The organism is Sphingobacterium sp. UBA1897 (assembly GCF_002337775.1).
Classification (GTDB): domain Bacteria; phylum Bacteroidota; class Bacteroidia; order Sphingobacteriales; family Sphingobacteriaceae; genus Sphingobacterium; species Sphingobacterium siyangense.
Genome location: NZ_DDGR01000004.1, coordinates 185,075 through 206,549, shown reverse-complemented (window position 1 = coordinate 206,549; position 21,475 = coordinate 185,075). Strand labels below are relative to the sequence as shown.

Below are 21,475 nucleotides of genomic sequence, written 5' to 3'. Positions count from 1 at the left end.
AGTTACAGATCCATAAATTTGTAGTTAGTCTAGTGCTTTAGAATTGCATTTAAAGGCAAATTTATCTAAGTTTATTGAAATTTAATTTTTATGGCAGGAAATTCATTTGGCGATTTATTCAGAATTAGCACTTTTGGCGAATCACACGGCAAAGCTATAGGTGTAATTATTGATGGTTGCCCTTCAAATATAACAATCGACGAGGAATTTATCCAGTCTGAGCTCGATAAACGTAAACCAGGTCAATCTAAGATCACGACACAAAGAAAAGAAAGTGATACCGCACAGATTTTATCTGGCGTATTCGAAGGGAAATCAACGGGAACACCAATAGCAATTGTTATTCCAAATGAAGACCAGCGTTCGAAAGATTACACACATATCAAAGATATCTTCAGACCTTCCCATGCTGATTTCACCTATCAGATGAAATATGGTATCCGTGACTATCGAGGCGGTGGACGGTCTTCGGCGAGGGAAACCGCTGCCCGTGTTGCTGCAGGTGCAGTAGCAAAAAGCTTCCTGAATCAATTTGGTATAGAAATCTTTGCCCACGTTTCTGGGGTAGGCACCATAGAGGCGCCAAATGTAGATACCAAAGATCTAAAAGCTTTGCTTGAATTACGGGAAGCTAACATTGCACGTTGTGCAGATCCAGCAACAGCAAATGAAATGGTTGAGTTTATAGACTCGGTCAGAAAAGCAGGTGACACAGTTGGCGGACGTATTTCGGCTGTCATCAGACATGTCCCTGTTGGTTTAGGCGACCCGGTCTTTGATAAGCTCCATGCAGACCTAGCAAAAGCAATGATGAGCATCAATGCTGTACATGGTTTTGAATATGGTTCAGGTTTTGCAGGTTCGGAGTTGCGAGGTTCCGAACATAATGATATATTTGTAGCAGATGACCATGATTTAAATCGAGTGCACACACATACCAACTTCTCTGGAGGGATTCAGGGAGGGATTTCAAATGGTATGGATATTACTTTTAAAGTAGCATTTAAGCCTGTTGCCACTATCATGAGAGATCAAGAAACAGTGGATATCCATGGCAACCCTGCTATTGCAAGTGGCAAGGGAAGACATGACCCTTGTGTTGTTTCGAGAGCAGTAATTATTGTGGAAGCTATGGCAGCACTTGTAATCGCGGATCATCTACTTAAAAATCAAAGTTACAAACATGCTGCAAGATAATTATGTCGTAGGTGTTGATATTGGAGGCACACATATTTCTGCCTGTATCATTGACACAAAACAATGGAATATATACTTAGAAAACGTGGCCAGAAACCACGTTTTTTCTCAAGGAGATGCTAAAACGATTTTACAAACCTGGGCATCCGCTATACGCGATATCATAGCCACTTCTCCTGCTCCTATTCAGTTCATCGGCATTGCTATGCCGGGCCCCTTTGACTACGAAAATGGAATATCTAAAATACAGGGACAAAGCAAGTATGACAATCTTTACAATAAAGATGTCAAAACTCTTTTAGCTGAAGAATTGGGACTTTCGCCTACGTCTATTCACTTTATCAATGACGCAGCAGCCTTCCTACAAGGTGAAATATTCGTACAGAACTTGCAAACAAACAACCGGATATTAGGAATTACGTTGGGTACTGGACTTGGGTCTGCGGTATGGAATAAAGGTGAGAAGGCCTTTGATGCCGCCCTATGGAACAGCCCTTATGAAGATTGTATTTTCGAAGAATTTCTTGTCACACGGTGGTTCGTCAAGCGTTTCAAAGAAGTAGCAGGAAAAGATGTTACGGGACTTAAGGAGATTTTAGATAATCATCGGGAAACTGAGGAATTTCAAATTATCAGAGATGAATATGCTAAACATCTCTTTGATTTTATGCAGTTCTTCGCAGAGAAACATTCTTCTGAAATATTTATAATCGGTGGCAATATCGCTAAGGCGCTACCTATTTTCATTGGTGACCGAAAAGAATTTGAAAGATTTCAGATTTACACCGCAATACTTGGTGAAAAAGCAGCTATGATTGGTGCTGCGAGTATATTCAGTTAAGAAAAGATATCATTCCTCGTTGGAATACTTAGCTTAGTCAAACAAAAAAAGATATCCATCTATTAAAACATAGATGGATATTTTTCTGGATTAGCTTCATGCATAATGGCATAAACTGTCTCGACAACATCGTCAGAAGATGGCTTCGAGAAATAATCCCCGTCGGAACCATATGGTGGGCGATGTGCTTTTGCAGTCAGTGTCCTCGGCTGACTATCCAATAGATAGTAGCCATTTTGCTTCTCTAAGATCTCTTGTAAGATGAAAGCTGAAGCCCCGCCTGGCACATCCTCATCTACAATAAGTAGTTTATTTGTTTTCTTCAGCGATTCGGCGCAAAGTTTTCCTTTGTCAAAAGGCTGCAATGTCTGTGCATCAATAATTTCGATAAATATCCCCAAGCGCTCCAGTTCCACGGCTGCTTCTTCAACAACACGTAAAGTTGAACCATAGGATACTACAGTAATATCGCTTCCCTCTTTAACACATTCGGCATAACCGATTGGCACCGTAAATTCACCAACGTTTTCTGGTAGACGCTCTTTTAGACGATACCCATTCAGACATTCGACAACAATAGCCGGTTCGTCAGAACGGAACAACGTATTATACATGCCTGCTGCCTGTGTCATATTACGCGGCACACATACATGCAAACCTCTTAAGGATCCTAAAATTACCGACATAGGTGAGCCCGAATGCCATATACCTTCCAATCGATGACCCCGTGTACGAATAATTAATGGTGCTTTCTGACCAGCAAAGGTGCGGTAACTTAAACTTGCCAAATCATCACTTGCTACCGTAATTCCATAGATTAGGTAATCCAGGTATTGGATCTCAGCAATTGGACGAAGTCCACGGATTGCCAAACCTAGTCCTTTTCCTATAATTGAATTCTCCCGAATACCGGTATCAAATACGCGATGCACGCCAAGCTTTTCTTGTAAACCTGCAAAACCTTGATTCACATCTCCAATCTTACCGACATCCTCTCCAAATGCTAATAGTCTTTCGTCACGTCTAAAGTTCTCTTCAAAACATAGATTCAAAACCTCACGTCCATCGACCACTTTAGCTTCTTCACTATAGACTGCAGGTACGACCGTCACATGAGCAGGTGAATCTACACCATCTGTAAATAATTTCGAATTATAACGTTTCTCATTCAGTTCCTGCTTCTCTTTATACCAATTTAACAATTGCTGGCGCCCATCACTATGCTGACCTTTAAGCTCGTGCAATACCTTGCGAATCTGGCCGTAAACCTCTTTCAAAGAAGGCTCAACCATCGATTGTAATTTCTTTGACGCAAAATCAGCCCGCTCATTTGGAATACCCTGAAGTAAATCAATGGCTTCCCTAGCTTCAATGCTCAACGTTTTAATATAATCGGCCCAAGCTCGTTTTTGTTCTTGACGAACATGGTCTTTGGCATGTTGATCCAATTGATCCAATTCCGCTATGGTAGCAATACCAGAACTTAAGATCCATTCTTTCATTTTCGCTAGACAATCGAAGTCAGTTTCCCATTGTAATCTATCTTGCGATTTATACCGTTCGTGTGAACCTGAAGAAGAATGTCCTTGAGGCTGCGTCAATTCGGTCACATGAATCAAACATGGAATATGTTTCTCGCGAGCAATATGGGCAGCCTGTTCGTACGTTTCACATAAACCCGCATAATCCCATCCTCTCACTTTGAATATCTCAATTCCGTTTGTCAGTTCTTCCTTCTGAAAACCTTTGAGGACTTCTGAGATATCTCCCTTTGTTGTCTGAATTTCATTGGGCACAGATATCCCATATCCATCATCCCAAATAGAAATCACTGTTGGAATCTGGTGAACACCTACGGCATTAATAACTTCAAAAAATACGCCTTCAGAAGTCGCTGCATTTCCGATAGTGCAGAATGCAACTTCATTTCCTCTATTTGAAAAATAAGATAGGTAGTCTAAATTTCTATTCTGCTTATACAACTTAGAAGCCAAGCCCAAGCCCAGCAATCTTGCCATCTGACCACCGGTGGTCGAAATATCTGAAAACGAGTTTTTCTGAACCATTTGATCCAACCAGTTCCCTTGGTCGTCCACAACACGAGTCGAAAAATGGCAGTTCATTTGCCTTCCTGCAGAAGAAGGATCTGCCTCGACATCGGGATGGGCATATAATTGAGAGAAAAAATGGTAGACATCACTGATGCCAGAAGCAAATATAAATGTTTGGTCACGGTAATATCCCGACCGCCAGTCCCCATTTCTGAAAACTTTAGCCATCGCGATTTGTGCCAATTCTTTTCCATCGCCAAAAATACCAAACTTAGCCTTACCTGTAAGCACTTCTTTACGTCCCAATAAACTCACGTAACGACTTTCTAAGGCAGTTCGATAATCATTCACAATAATCTTTTTGAACTCGTCAAAGCTCAAAGTGGAAATAGATTCATTGTTTTGGTCAAATGCAGTATCAAACATATTCTTTTTTGTTTCAACAAATTTAACAAAAATATTATTCTATATAATTGGTGTTTATCAAATAAATTGATAATCAATAACTCAGATTTGAAATAGAATATTCTAATTTCTCAAATTAGTACTTTTTGACAAAAAATCCTAATTTTTACAGATTTTTAATTCCTATAAGCAGGCAAAAACACCATTGTCCTTTTTAATTTTTATTTTTGGGTTTTACATTCATTATTTTGAATTTTTCAGCACTTAAACTCGATAAAATCCTTGTCGCTAATCTTGAAAAACAAAAGCTTTCTTCGCTTACACCTGTTCAAGAAATAGCTATCCCTGCCATTTTGGAAGGTAGAGACTGTTTGGCGATTGCCCCAACCGGCACGGGAAAAACGGAGGCTTTCGCCATCCCTATTATTCAGCGCTTACGAACCAAGATTACCGCAGACCACTTATCGGTCCTTATACTCCTTCCTACACGTGAACTCTGTATACAGACCAAACAGCGCATATCAGGCCTTATCGATGGTTTGGATTTGACTATCGCTAGTTTCTATGGTGGGGGAACTTATGAAAGTCAGCTTGAAGTTTATCCGAAAGCCCAGATGATCCTTGCTACTCCAGGACGTTTGTTGGATTTTATTGAACAAGGTATTATCGATCTAAAAACGATAGATACATTGGTGATCGATGAATTCGATCAATTGTTGGATCTTGGTTTCACGAAAGAACTCAATAAAATTATCGGCACATTGCCCGCTGAGAGACAAACCATTTTCAGTTCAGCAACGAAAACCCTTGAAATCGAAAAAATTGTTCGAAAGAGATTAAGTAACCCTGTCGAGATCAACCTAGAAGCAAAGACCAAAAAAGGCCAAATAGAAGAATCTGTACTCTATGTCGATAAAAATGATAAAAAGAATCTTCTCCGTTATATCCTTGAGAACCGTGTTTCACGGCAGGTAATTGTTTTCACGCGAACAGTTCATGCAGTCGAACGGATCGCAACAGATCTAGATCGACACGGCATTTCTTGCTCTGCATTATATGGCGATAAATCACAGCAAAAACGAGAAGAGATTATTGATAAGTTCAGACAAAAAGAGGTACGTGTATTAATTGCGACGGACCTCTTGGCTCGAGGTGTAGATTTTCCAGACCTAGAGGCTATCATAAACTACGAGATTCCGGATAGCCCTGAGCTCTATACGCATCGAATTGGTCGAACAGGCCGTTCGGAAGCGGCGGGAAAGGCGTTTACCTTTTGCGATGCAGAGGACAATGAAAAGTGGATAAAATTACAGTTATCCTTAAAACGGCAAATTAAAATTGATGATCAACATCCTTATTTATTGAGCTGGGAGAAAATGCTTTCCAGTAGCCAAAACAATCAACGAAAAGGCGCCTCGAAATCAAGAAAACGTCGTTAATTAATAAATATTCTTTTACTTTTACCAGCAAATCAAAAAATCACAATCCGAGATGAATACAATACATTTATTTGACGATAGCAACAATGCGAATGATAATCGATTGGGAGACCTTGAAAAAACGATTATAATAAATAGCCTGATGGAAGTTCCCTTTGAAGAGCGGGATGAAGAGTGGCGTGATATATTTCTGGCTAATATTGCTGAATGTACCTTAAAATTAGCAGAAACAGAAGTGGTTGTTGGACCTGACGGATTTCCCTATTTTCAACTCGAAAGTGTTCCGAAGGATCAGAACTTTCAGGCTTTTGTCATTAAAAATCGGCTAAAGGATTTCGTGTTGCCAAAAGGTTTTGGTATTGCTATCAATACACAAAATGAAAACCCTGATTGGGTATTCACCTATGGCGACTTAGTTAACTACTTTTTAAACGGAGAGTTTTATACAGATGATAGTGTTTTCTCTAAGAAAAATGAACAAACGATTATAGGCAAAGATGAAGAAATATTAGTGGGGCAACCTGCAGAGACAATTCTTCCTCAGGCTGTCCGCAACCAATTACGTGAATTTTTGGATTATTATGGCGTAAAGAACACAAAGGTTATGCTCCTTGCCCGTAATTATAAAGATGAAGAAAATGCTTCACAAGATTTGGCATTCAATATCGTTGCAAACCAATTCAGGACTGAAAAAGAATTTACCAATATCATGGAAGCAATAGGCTGGTTTCTTCCCAGACATTATTCCTATATCGGATTGGATGAATTTGCAGTAGACAATGGTTTTATGCCACTGTAAAAAAACAGAAACTAAATATATACAAACATAATTAACCCATGTTTCCATTTAACGTAAGAGTGTACGGAATATTGATCAATGAAAATCAAGAGGTATTGATCAGCGATGAAAGAACGGAAAATGTTTCATTTACCAAATTCCCTGGTGGGGGCTTAGAATACGGGGAAGGCTTATTGGATGCTTTGATCCGAGAGTATCAGGAAGAATGTGATTTTGACATTGCTGTGGTTAAACATATTTACACCACAGACTTTTATGAGAAATCAAGCTTTAATGATAGCCAAATCATATCGATTTACTATCAGGTAAAGAATACCTCAGCTATTCAGATCAGAACGACTACCAAAGCTTTTGATTTCGATCCTGATCAGAGACCTGAAGATAATAAGCTCCAATCTTTTCGATGGGTACCAATTGAATCGGTTTTAACGGCAGATTTGACCTTCAAAACAGATCAAATCGCCTGGGAAGAATTCTTAAAAACAGTCAAATAATAATAATTTTTCAATTTTCATCATTTTTATTTGTATTTAAAAAATAAAGACATATCTTTACGTAAACCAATGGAAATACTTGATTTTTTTAAAGTATTGACCTTAATAATTACATTTTATTATTTATTTGACATCTCGCATGTGACGAGGAATAAAAGTAGAGAAGCGTGGGATGGATACATACATTGGTTTATTGAATTTGTAAATTCCTAGTCCTATAGGTTTTTTAATAGTTAGTGTGATTTTATGGCGATACTCCCCGTATCGCCTTATTTATTTGAAATCACCCTTAAAATGCATTTAAAGCTAGTTTTTCATCTAGAACATTTTAAATAAAATATCTTTTTCTTTTGTAACAACCCATCTTATTTTCGTTTAAATAGCGTTTTAGAACTTTTATAGAACAAAAAAAAGAGGTAAAAAACCTCTTTAATAATCATTAGAACAAGATTCTATTATAATAAACCTAATTTCATTTCATTCTCAATAAGTTTATCAAAGTCAATCTCACCTTTTCTAGTTTTAGAATTTACTTTTAGATTTGTTCTATTATCTTCTTTACCTTTCAATACTTCACGAATAATTTGAGGGGGGCTTAGCTTCCTAAAATCCTCAATCAATTGATAAATATTCAAATCTTTGGGAAATGTTGACCGACTATATTTTATTTTATACGCTTTGATTCCCTCCTCAACAGTATTGAACATGTCAATGACTTCATCATGTTCGACTTCTACCGTTGTCTTTACTTCCGTTCTTTTAGCTTCATTTACAACTTGCTTTAAAGCTTTATGAAGCCTTACAATGTTAGAGGTACTACAATCAACTCTGTACAATTTTGACACTGCTGTCAGTCTAGAAACTGTTAAATCTTCTAAGTTCCTAGCGATTTCATTGTTATTCATTTTTAATTACATAACTATTGGGGTACAACAATAAAAATATAACAAGCACCCCAACACGGCTATGTTATAATTCACATTTTAATAAAATCATTGTTTTGTTTTATGTCTTGTTTTCAGTAACTGGCATTACCATAAGCAAATATACTAAAAAACAGGCATATAGCCAAATTTTAGAAATAAGGAGTTTGGTAGTATTGAATATTCTTTACAAAATATGTATTTTAACGGCTAAATAATATTAGCCCCTATTCTCATGGATAAAAAATCAGGTTCTTGGTTTACTAGATTTAAACGTAAAAATGAAAATTTAGCTCTTATTCTTGTTGGCCTGTTTATTATTTCGCTTATTGTATTTATTGTTCTTATAGCTAGTAACCACCCTTGGATGCCATTTAAATTCAATCCAGAAGAATATGGCACTGTCTCCGATTGGGTAATGGTCATTGTTACACTAGTAACAGCAGTATTTTTATATCAAACATTACGTTCTCAAATGACTGTCCAAAGAGACCAAGAAAAAATTAACCGATTAACAGCTTTTGATATAAGAGCTAGATATAAGGCGGAAATTACTGTTGAAAATCCCCAACTTTTACCTTTAACTCCTTTCAGTTTTGATTATTTAACGTTCTCCATAGTCGACAATAACGCATTAGATATACAAATATCATCAATTGCAAAATTCAAAGTGGATAACTTTGAAGCATCATACAAAACAGTCGGTGATAAATATATCGCTCACATTTCAATGATAATGAAAGACAAAAAATTAAGGTTAGCAATAATTGATGAAAAAGTATTGCAAACTTTGTCTTTATTGAAATCAACAGACAAAATGAATCGTTTTGAAGAATTAATTAGGTTTGATTTAATTTACTTCGACAACTTTGAATTTCAATATTCAAAAACCTTTATTTTCTCCTATAATAACTTTACCTCGACATTGGAAAAAAGAGAGAGCAACACGGTATTTATATAATTAATTATTTGGTTCATTAATCTTAACCCAATTCCCCAAATACCGCTTTAATTTATCGACAATCCTCACTCCTGTATATCTTTCAACCGTTGCTACAATACCGAGTAATTCCGCAATAATTGGAATAGCAATAACCATTTTAAACAACTCAAAAGCTTCTTTAATCAGGTGCATTTGAACGCTGTTAACGGTTATTACTAGCACGGAATACATTATCAATTTGATTATGAAAGGCTTGGTTACATCCCAAACCTTGGTTGTTTGCTTATCAGCTTTAAAAAACCATACAGCTAAATCCATCAGATAATCAACCGAAACCAAGAATATAAGTAAAATATACAGCTCGTATATAGGGGCAAAGAAAGCAGATATAAAAAATATCAATTTGCTGATAAATGATGATGTGAGAAAGGAGTTAATGACCTCTTTTATAATTTTTAAAATATCCATTCTCAACCCCCTATTTTGATATATTTAACTCCATTATTGATAACTATATCATTGGCGTTGTATTTAGCTAATGCTTGGTTAATCGTCAATCCAAAAGTCTTTTCGAAGTGTGGTGAATCTTTAAAACTTCGAAAATCTCCACCCCAAAACCATCCTTTGGACTTGAAGTAATTGACAACCATCATAAAATACTTGTCTTCATCCCATGATGCAGTTTCAAAAGTTCCATTACTGTCTTTATCATATAGAATTACAATATCAAATGCACAACCGTAATTATGCCATGACGTACCACCTTTTGCATTGGTTACAATCTTACCTTTGGTTGTTCTGCCTTGTGCATAAAGTGCATTTTGTTCTTGCATGGTTCTTAATGTGTGGGTAAATCTCAATCGTACACCTTTAGGTAATTTGGTATTTATTTCAAGATATTGGTTAGTTAGTTCTTCCCTCAATAAAGGGTGCATTAAATCTATTCTATTGAGCGTTATGGAGTCCGCCCACTGTAGTCTTTTATCTTCCATTTTTTCCAATAAATATTGGACTGACGGCCAAAAGCACGGAGAAAAGTAAAATAAATTAGTTTTACCAAGAAAAGGGAGATTGCCGTCTAAAACGGACTACGTAAGAAGCCATATAAGGCATTATTTACAGCAATTAATAACATAAATCCATAAAGGCACAAAACCCCTTAAAATGCTTTAATTAGCGTTATAAAGAAAGGGCTTAAAATTAATGAAGGGTAATAGCGAATTACTAGTCTATTTCGATGGTTAAAAGCTTCTCAATAGGGGTATTTAAGGCTTTGGCAATGGCAAAAGCGGTACTTATTGAACAATTAACCTTTCCTCTCTCAATAGTGCTGATAGCACCATATTCAACATCACATTCTAAAGCTAATTCATTCATGGTCAACCCTTTTTCCAAACGGAATTTTCTTACATTTTGTCCAAATGCAACTATCAATTCTTCGTTCCTCGGGTTCTTCATTGCCATTAGAACAAAAATTGGGATAATATATTTTGAACTATATACGACATGTCGTACATTTACAATTAAAATTTAACTTATATGAAGAGAAAAATATTATCCTACACGCTCGTTGGAGTCGTGTCTTTACTTGCATCATGTTCAAAAAACAATCAGCAAGATTTAGCTAAAGAAGTCTGTGATTGTTATCGTAAGATGGACAACATTGCCAATCAAACAGGTCGTTTAGAACAACTAGCTCGTTGTCAAACACTTCAACAATCCAATATGGCAACCCTTGAAAGAGTTGGTGTTAATAAAAATTGGACGGACGAACAAGTAAAAACAGCTCGAGACCAATTTGATAAGATAATTGAAAACTGTAGTAACAAATGATATGGAACTTTTAGACAACGAAAAAGAAGTAATAACTATCCAAATTAATCACGAAAGATTTAAGCTAACTGATAAAAGATTGTTATACAAAAATGGCTCCCAAGAAGCCTTCATTGGAATTAATGAAATACGTGGAGCGAACTCGACCGAGCAAGAAGGCAAGCAATATACCTACAATTACAGTTCATCTAAAGTCGCTATTGGTACTACTGTAGTGGCATGTCTAATTATATTCGTATACAATATTTTAGTCAATGACGATGGTGGTATCAGTGGTGCAATTGTTGGTTCTATTGGGGGGAGTTTTTTCGGAATTTTCTATGGTATTGCAATTGGGGCTGTTGTAGGTTTAATCGCTTATATCATCCAAGAACTAAGTGCCAATAAAGTCAAAATGGTACATTTCACAATAACACAAAAAGACGGCAATTATTGGTATGACGGCCTTCGAAGCGACAATCACCGACAAGCACTTAATAAACTAAAAGAACACATAAATTCCTACATCTACCAATAATAAAAAAGCCCCATGAAAGGGGCTTCTTTATTTCTTTGAGACTGTCCAGTTTAGAATCCTGCCCTACATTTAAAAGGCTGTCCAGCTTCTTCCCCTGTCTCTGATAGTACAAATATATCAAACATAAATTAATATAAAAAATTTTTTATACAATTATTTTATATTGAATCTATATGTTTAAACTCAGGTCCAGCTTTTTTAGATAAAGTACTTGATTCTCCATCTAATGCGATTATGAATTGTCCATCACTTACTCTGAAATCATCAACACACATTGCGGTGTATACAGTTACTTCATACTTACTTTTTTCAATATGAAAGAATCCAACCACAATATTCAAAGTTCCAAAACTTGTTTGTGCTTTGATAACAAAACGCACTGCTCTATGTACACCTTCTTTATTAATAAAAGAAAAACTTGAAACACAAAATGAATAGTGAAATATATGACTAATTGAATCTGCTATTACTTCTTTAATTACATCTGGCGAAATCCCCTCTCTAACATCCCCATTGTCTTCCCCATGGTGATAACGTTCAGAATAATGCCTGTCAAACCAAATTTCAATATGAACCTCTTGCGTTTTATCTAATATCTTTTTTGCGCTTTTTGAACCTTTATTGGCTATATACATTTCGGGGTCAATAACGATTTCCCCTATCATTTCATTTGTTTTACGTGGTCTTGTCCCCATTTAGATTAATATAATGTGCAAATATAGCAATAATATTAACGTCTATAATGGCAATATATTCAAACAATTATTTCTGAATGATGAAAATGTAACAGTAAAAACATTACCGCTACATAAATCACCGAAATTGTCACTAAAGGGAACAACCGACACATTACCGTTAATTTCTAAATCGTTGTGATTTTCAAGGAATTTTAAAAAATCCTGTGCAATTTCATTTGTTGCATCAATTACGTCAAACTCCGTAATCTCGTCGCTTAAGTCCATTATAGCAAATTCCCATATAGTTGCATTGTCGTTACCTGCATTAAAATTTGATTTTACATACTCAAAGTTTAACAACGGATATTTCAGTTTTTTATATGTAGATAACTTATCACTATCCCCGAATTTAACATCATTAACCATCGGATGTAGAGCAAAATATTCTTCAATTATATTTTTGATATACTTTAAATTCCTTACCATTAGTAACCCCTCCTGTAATAGTTCACTTTGCTTGCACGCTCCTTATAATATTGGGCTGAATAGTCAATGTTATCACCAAGATAAATATTCATACTGTTGAATGTTGAATCAGCATCTATTGATGTATTTGTCGTATCGTCATTGTCTGTTGCAAAGTATTTAATCAACCTTGACTTATACCCATCCATTTTTTGTTTTACGGTCTGCACCGCTGAATCTTTATCTTTAATTGGCAATGCTGACAATGTTGCATCTGTTGAAACATTGATACCCTTATTGTTTATTTTTAGATGCAAATAGTCAATTGCATAGGCTATAGTAGCGTAAATTAGAAAAGGCTCGATTACTATATCCAAGACAAAATTATCTGTTTCCGTTGTCGTTTCTTCTGCAATCTTGGTTCTCATTGATGCAATATATTCAGCACCAATAAGCGGTTCAAGCTCTAAATCGGTTGCTTCATTTAATGCTATTTGAATGATATTTTCGTCAATGTTTTTTGGCAAAACACTATTATTTTTTATACTTTGAATTGATATTAAATTTACTTTTTCCATGTTAATAATTAAGGCTTAAATACCTTCACGGGTACCCATTCATGTCGGCAATGCTTGTTTACAACGCCTGTCTTCTTATTTTTCCAGTAGCCACCGCAGTGACTTTTTACATCATATCCGAACGCAATACTGAACTTTTGGATGTCCGAAGCACTATAATATTTGTTCGAATTTACTACGGCTTCACAAAAGTGACGTGTGGTTGGAATGATACTATTACCGTCAGCATCGTCTCTTTTTTGATAATCATAGTATACTTCAATCTTATTTGCATTCGCAATGCTCGATGGTGCAGTATGGATGATATTATTTGCTGTATTAGTTTTTGCACTAATTAGTCCTGCATTTTTAAGTAATTCTATCGCATTCTGTACTTCCTGCTTTGTGATATTTTGGTTTAACTCATTTCCGATTTTTATTGCAATTTCATCAAGTGTCATTCCCTCGATTTTATTATCAAGTAGATATTCCTCAATTGAATTATAATTTGATGCAAAATGATAGTGTCCGCAACCGCTGAATTTAGCTTTACCGATGACAATAAAATCCTCTTTATTCGTACCCAAATGCTTTACCTTTTCAAAATCTTCAATAGTAGCTGAATAAGATTCTATTTCATCATCATCTTTTTTTTTATCAGCGGAAAATGATTGAGTTGTGGTTAGTAACGTATCACCATCAGGCAAAGGGTCTAAACCTGCTTCACTACGTAGTTCGTTTACCGTCATTATTTTTTCCTTTGTAGTGCTGTCCAATTCAGGCTTGAAAAGTCTTTCTTTATCTTTCAAATCTATTATTGGTAATCGGTCATCTGCTTGAAAAAGTTTATTGAATGCGTTCACTATCTCGATACGCTTATCCTTTACGTAGTTGTTTTTGAAAAGCTGATATGCGTTTTCTAATTCTGTTGCATTGCCCAGGCTCCCCTCTTTCTCAATTCCGAATAAAATTGATGATGTTGCTTGATGTGCTGATAGAATATTACGTTCCGTTTTTTTGATTACTTCAATTAATTTAGATGCATAATCATCAGCTTCTATAGTATCAATTGCCATTGGTGTGCCATTAGGAGAATTGAATTCAACTAACAAATTTTCACCATCAGCACCCGAAAAAATGTCGCGAAATTTTTTAGTGATAATGCGCTGTTGGTCTTCCGATACCTGACCGTTAAAGGTTTTGATAACTTTGGTCAAAGAAAAGCCATTAGCAACATTATTTTTAAACAATGTGGTTACCAACATATCAGTTACTGCACTCTCGATACATTTATAATCTTGACTTGGATAGGTATTATTTACACTTACATTGTATGAGTTGAAATAGAAAATTTTAGGTTCTGTTGAATCGTTCGACTTTGGAAAATACTTTGGATAACTCAATACTGTACGAGGTGTATTTTTCCAATCCTTATTAACAAAAAATGTTGTTTTTGAATTGTTCAAACGCACGTGATGCAAAGGAACATGATAATAATTATACGGCTCCCCCAATTGATTAAACGTTACTTCCACCGCAAAAGCATTGAAATAAACCAAGTCATTAATACATTTTTTGATTAATTCGCTTAACGAATCATCTTCATTTACTTGGATTTCGTTCAAGAACTCGCCTGATTTTTTATCAATTAGACCATCACCGAAAACATAATTTGATTTACTATTCAAAATTGAACCGTGCAACGATGATTTATCAGCAATATCAATCAAAAAATTAGGGTATAAGTTATCTTCACCCCAATTTACGTGCTTATCTGCGTTGGTTTGCTTTGGTTCAGTCGGCAATGGTGTTATAAATCTTGCAAAGTTTTCTATTTTAATGTTATAATCGTTATTTCTTTCGTCCATCAATCACTTTTTTTACTGCTGTTGGTCGCTCAATAGCAACCTGTTGGTTTTCTCCGATGACTCGGATGAATCCACTATCAACCACGCTATCATTATAGATTAGTTGATACCTATATTTTCCTTCTTCAATTCCTCCAAATTCCTCTTTCACTTCAATAAATCGCTCCGTTATTTTGGTTGGAATAATTGTAAATGATGATTCCTTATTCGATGCTTCTTTGGTTAGCTTCAATGTGACTTCACCAACTATTATGTATGGTGCGACATTGAAAAACAAGGAATTTGAAAAGAGTTTTTTATCTATAATCATCTTCTTTTTGAATAAATATTGGCTCAATAAAAAAGGGGACTTGAATAAGCCCCCTCGAATAATAATTAAGTAATGAAAATTTTAAATTTTATAATCTAATTTGGGTATTAGATAAGAGTCGATAAGATTGTTTTGTCCAACTCTGGTGTTGGTGCATAGATTTCACCATTGAATGATAATGTTCGATTTAAATCTGTTGCTGAAATAGTTCCTACTGATTCTTTCAATTGGACGGTTCCGTCCAATCCACCGATTATATATGAACCATTAGCTAATTCAATGATGATTACAACAGCTTGACCAAGCAAGGAAGTAACAAATTGATTCGCTTCTGCACTATAACCAACCATTTGTGCAGTATATGCGAACGTACCGCTTATAATTCCATTATCACCGACTGTAATTGTATCGGTTACGTTATTTTGTTTATTCTCAACTTCGATTTTCACGAATTTCTTCGATGCTTCTAAACCTACTTCGCTCACTTTACCTGCCGTCATTGAGTAGACAGACGTTGAGCTTTCAATATTTTTTAAGTTAGAAAACGCAATCATATAAATGTTTTTCGTTCCGCCAATAAGCTTCTCACCACATTGTTTTACGTATCCAATTAATGAGCTTCCGCAATTTGCCATATTTTTAATATTTTTATATATAAAAAAGGATGGTGTTGTTATTGCACCACCCTTATATTTCAATTTTTAAGTAGCTTATGCTACGTCTAAAACTCCAATTTCTTGCTTGTAGATTGCTGTTGCACCTAGTGAAAAACGAGCTTGTACTTTTACTTCATCGTCATCTTTCGAATACCAATGTTCAAGTTCTGTAGTTTTTAAATCACCTCCTGTTTGGAAATTTCTCGCACGACCAAAAACAACTTTATTAGTTCCATTCAAACCATTTGCGATTTGGAAAATAGCAGTGGTACCAAACAATGTGTTATCATCAACGGCTTGGTAAATGTTCTTACCTGCTAATACAGCTTTATATTTATCGTACACCTCTTTTCCTAAAAAGATTCTGAAATCCTCTTGGTCTCTTACCTCAATAGGCATTGCCAAATAAGCATTTTGTAATTCTGCGATAATATCTGCACCTGTAACCGCTGATAAATCAAATGTCCCTGTTGCTAATTGCTTTAAGAAACCGTCAATAAACTTCATGTTACCTGTCTTAGTTTTATCGCCTTGCCATACTAATTTTTCAATTTCAGCTTGATTTTTACTTGCAACATCGTCACCGATATGCTCGATAAATAAAGCATCGTCAAAGCCATTTTCACCACGTTGTTTTGCTTTTAAGTCTTCTACAGCGTATGTTTTTACTAGTGTGCGTGCGCACAAAGGAAACTTCATTGCGATTGGTTGAACTACCAATACATTTTGCGCTAATGCCACACTACCGAGGTCACTTAGACGGCACACCGAGCCATCCTGCCAAATAATATCGCTCTCAAGTAATTGAATAGCTGTATTACCCATTGCTGTAGGGTCAAAAGAACCTTTTTCAGTTAAAAATTCAATTGTTTTTCCACCTAAGATGGATTTAAGCATAAACTTTCTTGACTGTTCGGAAGTATATGCAGGTAAACTAGTTACATTATAACTCATTATATATTTTCTATTTTTAATTGGTTAGGCAAGCTTTTTAGCAAGTGTTGCCCATTTGTCTTCTTTTACGTCTTCTGCTATCGTGTTTTGTTTGGAAAAACTAGCAGGCGTATTTTTTAGGATTGCTTTAAATTCTTCGATTTTGGTATCGATTTCTTTAGAAAATTCCCCTTTTAATTCTTTGATTGTAGCTTTTAAAGCTTCGATTTCAGCTTTTAATTCTTCAACTTCTTTGTTATCGGCTGTTGGTTCGTCGGATAATTTTTCTTTATCCTTTTCTTCCTCGTCAACGTTTTCGATAACTAAATCAATTGTTTCTTCTTCAGTCTTATCATCTTCAGCAGTCAATTCCTCTTCATCAACGTCATTAGCCACGGTTAACACTTCAGCAATTTTACCATCTGTTACGATAAAGCTATCGCCATTAGGTAATTCAACTTTGCCATCAGGAGCTAACTCACTACCTGTTGATGTACTTACATATACCTCTTCACCGACCTCATTTGCCGTATACTCATATACCGTTTCACCAACAGAATCTGACTTGAAAGAAAACTTAGATACTAGAGAATCGTATTTTGCTTTAATTTCTTTAAATGATTTTATATTCATTTTTGTCTTTCTTTCCAATAAATATTGGCTTGTTATTTTTTGGTATTTAGAGACTTTAAAGCATTGTCAATTTCTTGTTCAAGTGTGATTTGGGAGTTGAAATTTTGTGTTAATTGGTTGATAAAATACCCCTCTACACTGAATCCTGTATATGTTCCATCTTTGATAAATTTCCAAAGTTTTTGGGAACCTGTATCGTTTTTATCAAGTTGTACACCAACTATCCAAGTACCATCAACTGCGTTAATTCCGTTTGGAGCAGTTAAACCCATAGCAGAATCAACAATATAACTTTGCCACACATGTGCATTCACAAAAGTGTCTGAGTGTTGAAGATTGATTGAATGTTGATAGCCCGAATAAAAATAGTTTTGCGCTATAGTCCTAATTGTGTCCTTTGAGAAAAACACATCATATTCTTCTTTGGTGGCATCATCGTATCTTGGAATTATCTTATCAGGAATCATTGCAACACCGATTAATTCCATTCTGTCCTCATTGGCGACTGCAAAAGTTTCTTTCTTTTCCTGTTTTGAGAACGCTAAAAATGAACTCTCAACAGCGGGGGAATCAACGATACTAATCACGTTAACGTCCATTCCAATTGATGGGTTGATTTTTAGCTCATATAGTTTTCTATCCATATTTTTTTCCAATAAATATTGGATGACAAATAAAAAACCCCTCATTAAGAGGGGCTAAAAACTAATAGCTTGATGTTCGTTTAATGAATTGATTCTTTTGTTCGTTGGTTTCAATATCAGAATTAGTAATATAAGCTTTGACAACTTGATTTTCGTTGCTTTGGCTAATAACATCACTTAATTTGTCGGTTCCATTTTCAGCCGTTTTTAACACGGTCGAATTAATCACCGGTGCTTGCATTGTTGAACCTAATACACTGCTTGCATCTGCTCCTGCTCCGCCCGATGTATCACCATCGACTTTAACGGACATGATTTTTTTAACCGTGGCTAAACCCGATGCAATTGTAGTCGCTAATGCTACAAAGTTGAAAGGATAAGGCACCTCTTTCATTGCCTTAACCCCTGAAACATACGTATCTATAGTTGCAGTTGCGATGCCAGCGACCTTGCCTGCAACGGTTGACTCACCTAATAATTGTTGTGCTTGGTCGGTTGCTCCTGCAATAACTGACAGGTTATCAAGCTTAGCTTTTGTTTGTTCATCCAATAGCTTTTTCTTTGCCTTATTATTAGCTTTCTCCGCTTTTTGAATGTTATCATTATGCTTAACTGTAGCATCCTCAATGTCCTTATTATTTGCTTCAATAGCACCCAATTTTGCATTCAATTCGGCCTGCACATTGGTTATTTCATTCGCATTGATTGCAGGGTCTGCCATTAATTCCTTTAACCTCAATTGACCTTCTTCATATAACCTTTGAATCTCGCTATTTTCAAGATTTTTAGACTCTGTTGTTATAAGCAATAAGGTGTCTTCATAGTCCTTTGTTGCTTGCAATTGAGCATCAAGCTTTTGTTTTTGGATTTTAAAGCTATCATCTTCGTCTATTTCATTTTTGGTTGATGCGGAATTTAAATCCCTCTCCGCTTCCTTTTGAGCAATTGATAATTGTTTTAACTGTGATAAATATGTTAATTGATTACTCAATCTAACATCCAAGTCAGCTTTTTGGGATGCTGTTGCATTTTCTTTTTGCTTGGTATAAGATTCTATTGTTTCTAAATATTCTCGTGAAAAGTCATCGAGAAATTGACGGCTATTCCCTTTGATGTAATTAAAATATTCGTCATCATATTTTTTGTTGACAATATTGCGTTCTATTCGTTCCGCTTCTTCAAGCTTGGAAATATCTTGGTTTAGTTTTCGAGCTACTGCAATCTGTTCTTTGTATTTGTCGGATAAATTTTTTAAATCGGTTTGTCTGCTATTATGGTTAGCAGAATAAGTTATTTTTTCAGCTTCTTTTAGATAGCCTTTAAGTTGATTAAGCAAAGTATCATATTCTTGTTTTGCCTTATCTGCTCGCTCTTTTGCAAGGTCATTTATCCTTTTACGCTCGCTTAATATCAATACGTTTCGCTCCGTATTTAAATCAATTAATTGCTTTTGCTCTTCTTCATTTAATTGTTTATTAACTTTAGCCGTCTCAATTAAACTTTGTCTTTTTAGTGAGTTGCGTTTTAGACTTAATTCATAGATTTCTTTCTCTTTATCACCCATTGCTGATAGCATTTCGATTTGGCTATCAATCCCCGTTACAATACCTTCATTTAGCTTTTTCAAGCGTTCCAATTGCCTTTCAGCTTCTGAGGTAATCCCGATAAAGTCCGTTACTTTTTGGATAATATTACCAATGAATTCAGCTACATCTTTAAGCCCAGGAACGAGGTTAAAAACAACTTCTTTAAGCTTATCAAAATTTGCGATTAAATAAGTTAGTGCTGCCACGGCTAAGCCGATTCCAATTGATTTAAAGGCTAGACCAAAGCCCTCTGTTGCTGTTGTAGCCCCTTGCGTTGCTGTCGTTAATGTTCCTGTTGCATCACTTGCCGTTTCCGTCGCATCGGCTATATTGTTAATTGTATCGGTCGCTTCTTTTGCGGATTTAAATGATGAAATTAATGTTACCCATTGCTTACGGAATTGATTAAGGGATTGTAACCCTTGCATTATACTTTGCAGTTGCATCAACTTTGCAATGTTCTCTTCTGCTGTTTTACTCTCAATGCCCATTAATTGCATTGAAGCGGTAACAGCTCCAAAAATTCCAGTCATTGATTCTCCAACCTCGACAAATCTTGTCCATTTATCTACGCTTAAGGTGTCAACGGTCTTATCAACTTCAATAACTGCCTGCTTATATCTTGTTAACTGATTTAAAATTGTGGCGAACTCTTCACTATTTTGTTGGTTACTCACTGATAGTGAATATAACTTATCCTCTAACATAGAGATGGTTGCTGTAACGTCCTTATATCCATCCTCCATTGCGGTAATTTGCAAGGTTAGGCTCTTAGCTTCATTAGCTAACTGCTGTAAACGTAAAGGGTCTTTAGTTGTGCGTTGTTCATCTCTAAGTTTCTTCAATAAATCATCCATTTCATCAAGTGAAAGGATAGTATTTTTTAGGTCTTTATTATCTGATTTGGGCTTTAGCTTATTTTTATTTACATCGTCGATTGTCTCATTTAAATCTTCAACTACTTTACCAATATTTTTAACTTCTTCAACATTGGAAGAGGGATTGATAATTGTTTCATTGAGGTCTTTAATCGCTTTGGTCGTTTGCTCTATCTCCATATTGACCTGAGCAAGTGCATCGCCTGAAACTTTTAATTTCACTTCTTGAAGAGCATCAAGCTTTTTTTCAAGTTCTTGAACTTTCTTTTCCGCTTCTGCTACGTCGACCGACACGCCTAGTAATATTTCTTCTTTATTGTTGTTGCCTTTAATAGCCATATATTTTTTTCAATAAATATTGGCTCAATAGCAAAGGGTGGGTAACAAAAAAGGCTCCCCGATCAGGGAGCCTATACATACTCTGGTAGATATATGTGGGTGTTAAGTATTAATATTCTGCTTTGACTGCTTCGACCCCTTTAATTATTTTAAACATCCAATCAAGCTTCTTATTTTTGTTTATAACTATAGCGTAACTAATTAGTTGACCGTTACTAAAATTAAAATCAATAACCCCTATATCAGGCTCTAATATTATTCTATATGTATCATCGCGATTAAGCATTTTTAGTTGATAATACAATTCTTCACCGTAAATCTCTTTATATGCACCTCTAAGATTTGTTATAAATTCCATTTTAGAAATGCCCTTTTTAATTGTATGTTCATATTGGTATTTATCCCCTCCACAACTTGATAATATGGTTGAAGTCAGCCCAAAAATAACCAACAGTAATAATATAGCTCTTTTCATTATATAAATATA

24 protein-coding genes are annotated in these 21,475 nt (G+C 35.5%); 8 read left to right on the top strand and 16 right to left on the bottom strand.

All coding sequences use genetic code 11. The annotated features are described in order from the left end of the window. The first annotated feature begins 90 nt into the window (after window positions 1-90). Window positions 91-1,197, top strand: a complete 1,107-nt coding sequence (gene aroC, locus B4N43_RS03690; RefSeq protein WP_075993987.1) for a chorismate synthase — start codon at window positions 91-93, stop codon at window positions 1,195-1,197. Further along, entirely contained in the window at window positions 1,184-2,038 is an 855-nt protein-coding gene (locus B4N43_RS03685; protein WP_286732851.1) for an ROK family protein, read from the top strand. Before aroC ends, B4N43_RS03685 begins: the two co-directional genes overlap by 14 nt. 62 nt (window positions 2,039-2,100) lie before the next feature. Here B4N43_RS03685 and B4N43_RS03680 read toward each other — a convergent pair whose 3' ends face one another. Continuing rightward, a complete protein-coding gene (locus B4N43_RS03680) occupies window positions 2,101-4,515 on the bottom strand; it encodes an alpha-ketoacid dehydrogenase subunit alpha/beta (RefSeq protein WP_286732849.1) in 2,415 nt (804 codons plus the stop codon). Window positions 4,516-4,742: 227 nt separating this feature from the next. Here B4N43_RS03680 and B4N43_RS03675 point away from each other — a divergent pair, with 227 nt between their 5' ends. Genes B4N43_RS03675 through B4N43_RS03665 form a run of 3 tightly spaced genes read left to right on the top strand, consistent with a single transcriptional unit; the run spans window position 4,743 to window position 7,226 of the window. Beyond that, the gene (locus tag B4N43_RS03675; RefSeq protein WP_286732847.1) at window positions 4,743-5,933 is read left to right on the top strand and encodes a DEAD/DEAH box helicase; all 1,191 of its coding nucleotides are present in this window, start codon (window positions 4,743-4,745) and stop codon (window positions 5,931-5,933) included. 52 nt (window positions 5,934-5,985) lie between these two features. After that, complete coding sequence (locus B4N43_RS03670) at window positions 5,986-6,732, top strand: hypothetical protein (RefSeq protein WP_075993990.1); 747 nt, start codon at window positions 5,986-5,988, stop codon at window positions 6,730-6,732. A gap of 38 nt (window positions 6,733-6,770) precedes the next feature. Then, window positions 6,771-7,226 carry an NUDIX domain-containing protein gene (locus B4N43_RS03665; RefSeq protein WP_075993991.1) on the top strand — a complete coding sequence of 152 codons (456 nt, stop codon included), beginning with the start codon at window positions 6,771-6,773 and terminating at the stop codon, window positions 7,224-7,226. A 455-nt stretch (window positions 7,227-7,681) separates the two neighbouring features. Here the strand turns inward: B4N43_RS03665 and B4N43_RS03660 are convergent, their stop codons facing one another. Next, window positions 7,682-8,131, bottom strand: coding sequence for a hypothetical protein (locus B4N43_RS03660; protein ID WP_286732846.1), 450 nt, complete (start codon window positions 8,129-8,131; stop codon window positions 7,682-7,684). A 253-nt stretch (window positions 8,132-8,384) separates the two neighbouring features. On the opposite strand from B4N43_RS03660, the gene B4N43_RS03655 reads away from it, so the two are divergent. Continuing rightward, window positions 8,385-9,110, top strand: a complete 726-nt coding sequence (locus B4N43_RS03655) for a hypothetical protein (RefSeq protein WP_286732845.1) — start codon at window positions 8,385-8,387, stop codon at window positions 9,108-9,110. On the opposite strand, the gene B4N43_RS03650 is transcribed toward B4N43_RS03655, so the two are convergent. From B4N43_RS03650 to B4N43_RS03640, 3 genes are all read right to left on the bottom strand, one after another. Next, complete coding sequence (locus B4N43_RS03650) at window positions 9,111-9,560, bottom strand: hypothetical protein (protein ID WP_286732843.1); 450 nt, start codon at window positions 9,558-9,560, stop codon at window positions 9,111-9,113. A 2-nt stretch (window positions 9,561-9,562) separates the two neighbouring features. Continuing rightward, window positions 9,563-10,027 carry a M15 family metallopeptidase gene (locus B4N43_RS03645; RefSeq protein WP_286732890.1) on the bottom strand — a complete coding sequence of 155 codons (465 nt, stop codon included), beginning with the start codon at window positions 10,025-10,027 and terminating at the stop codon, window positions 9,563-9,565. Between the two features lie 289 nt (window positions 10,028-10,316). Then, on the bottom strand, window positions 10,317-10,556 hold the full coding sequence (locus B4N43_RS03640) for a helix-turn-helix domain-containing protein (RefSeq protein ID WP_286732841.1): 240 nt from the start codon (window positions 10,554-10,556) through the stop codon (window positions 10,317-10,319). 75 nt (window positions 10,557-10,631) lie between these two features. On the opposite strand from B4N43_RS03640, the gene B4N43_RS03635 reads away from it, so the two are divergent. After that, window positions 10,632-10,925, top strand: coding sequence for a hypothetical protein (locus B4N43_RS03635; protein ID WP_286732840.1), 294 nt, complete (start codon window positions 10,632-10,634; stop codon window positions 10,923-10,925). Between the two features lies 1 nt (window position 10,926). Continuing rightward, window positions 10,927-11,442, top strand: a complete 516-nt coding sequence (locus tag B4N43_RS03630; protein ID WP_286732838.1) for a hypothetical protein — start codon at window positions 10,927-10,929, stop codon at window positions 11,440-11,442. A gap of 158 nt (window positions 11,443-11,600) precedes the next feature. Here B4N43_RS03630 and B4N43_RS03625 read toward each other — a convergent pair whose 3' ends face one another. From B4N43_RS03625 to B4N43_RS03575, 11 genes are all read right to left on the bottom strand, one after another. After that, window positions 11,601-12,137: a hypothetical protein gene (locus B4N43_RS03625; RefSeq protein ID WP_286732837.1), complete on the bottom strand. Its 537-nt coding sequence runs from the start codon at window positions 12,135-12,137 to the stop codon at window positions 11,601-11,603. Window positions 12,138-12,179: 42 nt separating this feature from the next. Then, complete coding sequence (locus B4N43_RS03620; protein ID WP_286732836.1) at window positions 12,180-12,605, bottom strand: hypothetical protein; 426 nt, start codon at window positions 12,603-12,605, stop codon at window positions 12,180-12,182. Beyond that, on the bottom strand, window positions 12,605-13,162 hold the full coding sequence (locus B4N43_RS03615; RefSeq protein ID WP_286732834.1) for a hypothetical protein: 558 nt from the start codon (window positions 13,160-13,162) through the stop codon (window positions 12,605-12,607). Before B4N43_RS03615 ends, B4N43_RS03620 begins: the two co-directional genes overlap by 1 nt. An 8-nt stretch (window positions 13,163-13,170) precedes the next feature. Continuing rightward, window positions 13,171-15,009 (bottom strand): hypothetical protein, encoded by a 1,839-nt coding sequence (locus B4N43_RS03610; RefSeq protein WP_286732833.1) that lies wholly within the window; start codon window positions 15,007-15,009, stop codon window positions 13,171-13,173. Next, a complete protein-coding gene (locus B4N43_RS03605; RefSeq protein WP_286732831.1) occupies window positions 14,993-15,319 on the bottom strand; it encodes a hypothetical protein in 327 nt (108 codons plus the stop codon). The genes B4N43_RS03610 and B4N43_RS03605 overlap by 17 nt, the downstream gene beginning before the upstream one ends. 107 nt (window positions 15,320-15,426) lie before the next feature. Next, the gene (locus B4N43_RS03600; RefSeq protein ID WP_286732830.1) at window positions 15,427-16,017 is read right to left on the bottom strand and encodes a hypothetical protein; all 591 of its coding nucleotides are present in this window, start codon (window positions 16,015-16,017) and stop codon (window positions 15,427-15,429) included. A gap of 12 nt (window positions 16,018-16,029) precedes the next feature. Then, window positions 16,030-16,929 carry a hypothetical protein gene (locus tag B4N43_RS03595; protein ID WP_286732828.1) on the bottom strand — a complete coding sequence of 300 codons (900 nt, stop codon included), beginning with the start codon at window positions 16,927-16,929 and terminating at the stop codon, window positions 16,030-16,032. A 24-nt stretch (window positions 16,930-16,953) separates the two neighbouring features. Further along, window positions 16,954-17,541: a hypothetical protein gene (locus B4N43_RS03590; RefSeq protein ID WP_286732827.1), complete on the bottom strand. Its 588-nt coding sequence runs from the start codon at window positions 17,539-17,541 to the stop codon at window positions 16,954-16,956. Window positions 17,542-17,573: 32 nt separating this feature from the next. Next, entirely contained in the window at window positions 17,574-18,185 is a 612-nt protein-coding gene (locus B4N43_RS03585; protein ID WP_286732824.1) for an XkdF-like putative serine protease domain-containing protein, read from the bottom strand. Between the two features lie 61 nt (window positions 18,186-18,246). Continuing rightward, window positions 18,247-20,988, bottom strand: a complete 2,742-nt coding sequence (locus B4N43_RS03580) for a hypothetical protein (protein ID WP_286732821.1) — start codon at window positions 20,986-20,988, stop codon at window positions 18,247-18,249. A 109-nt stretch (window positions 20,989-21,097) separates the two neighbouring features. Next, window positions 21,098-21,463, bottom strand: a complete 366-nt coding sequence (locus B4N43_RS03575) for a hypothetical protein (RefSeq protein WP_286732820.1) — start codon at window positions 21,461-21,463, stop codon at window positions 21,098-21,100. Window positions 21,464-21,475: the final 12 nt, after the last annotated feature.

Excerpts from the sequence above, each read along its gene's own strand:
- aroC (WP_075993987.1), top strand. The coding sequence starts at position 91 with ATGGCAGGAAATTCATTTGGCGATTTATTCAGAATTAGCACTTTTGGC.
- B4N43_RS03685 (WP_286732851.1), top strand. The coding sequence starts at position 1,184 with ATGCTGCAAGATAATTATGTCGTAGGTGTTGATATTGGAGGCACACAT.
- B4N43_RS03680 (WP_286732849.1), bottom strand. The coding sequence starts at position 4,515 with ATGTTTGATACTGCATTTGACCAAAACAATGAATCTATTTCCACTTTG.
- B4N43_RS03670 (WP_075993990.1), top strand. The coding sequence starts at position 5,986 with ATGAATACAATACATTTATTTGACGATAGCAACAATGCGAATGATAAT.
- B4N43_RS03665 (WP_075993991.1), top strand. The coding sequence starts at position 6,771 with ATGTTTCCATTTAACGTAAGAGTGTACGGAATATTGATCAATGAAAAT.
- B4N43_RS03660 (WP_286732846.1), bottom strand. The coding sequence starts at position 8,131 with ATGAATAACAATGAAATCGCTAGGAACTTAGAAGATTTAACAGTTTCT.
- B4N43_RS03655 (WP_286732845.1), top strand. The coding sequence starts at position 8,385 with ATGGATAAAAAATCAGGTTCTTGGTTTACTAGATTTAAACGTAAAAAT.
- B4N43_RS03650 (WP_286732843.1), bottom strand. The coding sequence starts at position 9,560 with ATGGATATTTTAAAAATTATAAAAGAGGTCATTAACTCCTTTCTCACA.
- B4N43_RS03645 (WP_286732890.1), bottom strand. The coding sequence starts at position 10,027 with ATGCACCCTTTATTGAGGGAAGAACTAACTAACCAATATCTTGAAATA.
- B4N43_RS03640 (WP_286732841.1), bottom strand. The coding sequence starts at position 10,556 with ATGGCAATGAAGAACCCGAGGAACGAAGAATTGATAGTTGCATTTGGA.
- B4N43_RS03635 (WP_286732840.1), top strand. The coding sequence starts at position 10,632 with ATGAAGAGAAAAATATTATCCTACACGCTCGTTGGAGTCGTGTCTTTA.
- B4N43_RS03630 (WP_286732838.1), top strand. The coding sequence starts at position 10,927 with ATGGAACTTTTAGACAACGAAAAAGAAGTAATAACTATCCAAATTAAT.
- B4N43_RS03625 (WP_286732837.1), bottom strand. The coding sequence starts at position 12,137 with ATGGGGACAAGACCACGTAAAACAAATGAAATGATAGGGGAAATCGTT.
- B4N43_RS03620 (WP_286732836.1), bottom strand. The coding sequence starts at position 12,605 with ATGGTAAGGAATTTAAAGTATATCAAAAATATAATTGAAGAATATTTT.
- B4N43_RS03615 (WP_286732834.1), bottom strand. The coding sequence starts at position 13,162 with ATGGAAAAAGTAAATTTAATATCAATTCAAAGTATAAAAAATAATAGT.
- B4N43_RS03610 (WP_286732833.1), bottom strand. The coding sequence starts at position 15,009 with ATGGACGAAAGAAATAACGATTATAACATTAAAATAGAAAACTTTGCA.
- B4N43_RS03605 (WP_286732831.1), bottom strand. The coding sequence starts at position 15,319 with ATGATTATAGATAAAAAACTCTTTTCAAATTCCTTGTTTTTCAATGTC.
- B4N43_RS03595 (WP_286732828.1), bottom strand. The coding sequence starts at position 16,929 with ATGAGTTATAATGTAACTAGTTTACCTGCATATACTTCCGAACAGTCA.
- B4N43_RS03590 (WP_286732827.1), bottom strand. The coding sequence starts at position 17,541 with ATGAATATAAAATCATTTAAAGAAATTAAAGCAAAATACGATTCTCTA.
- B4N43_RS03585 (WP_286732824.1), bottom strand. The coding sequence starts at position 18,185 with ATGGATAGAAAACTATATGAGCTAAAAATCAACCCATCAATTGGAATG.
- B4N43_RS03580 (WP_286732821.1), bottom strand. The coding sequence starts at position 20,988 with ATGGCTATTAAAGGCAACAACAATAAAGAAGAAATATTACTAGGCGTG.
- B4N43_RS03575 (WP_286732820.1), bottom strand. The coding sequence starts at position 21,463 with ATGAAAAGAGCTATATTATTACTGTTGGTTATTTTTGGGCTGACTTCA.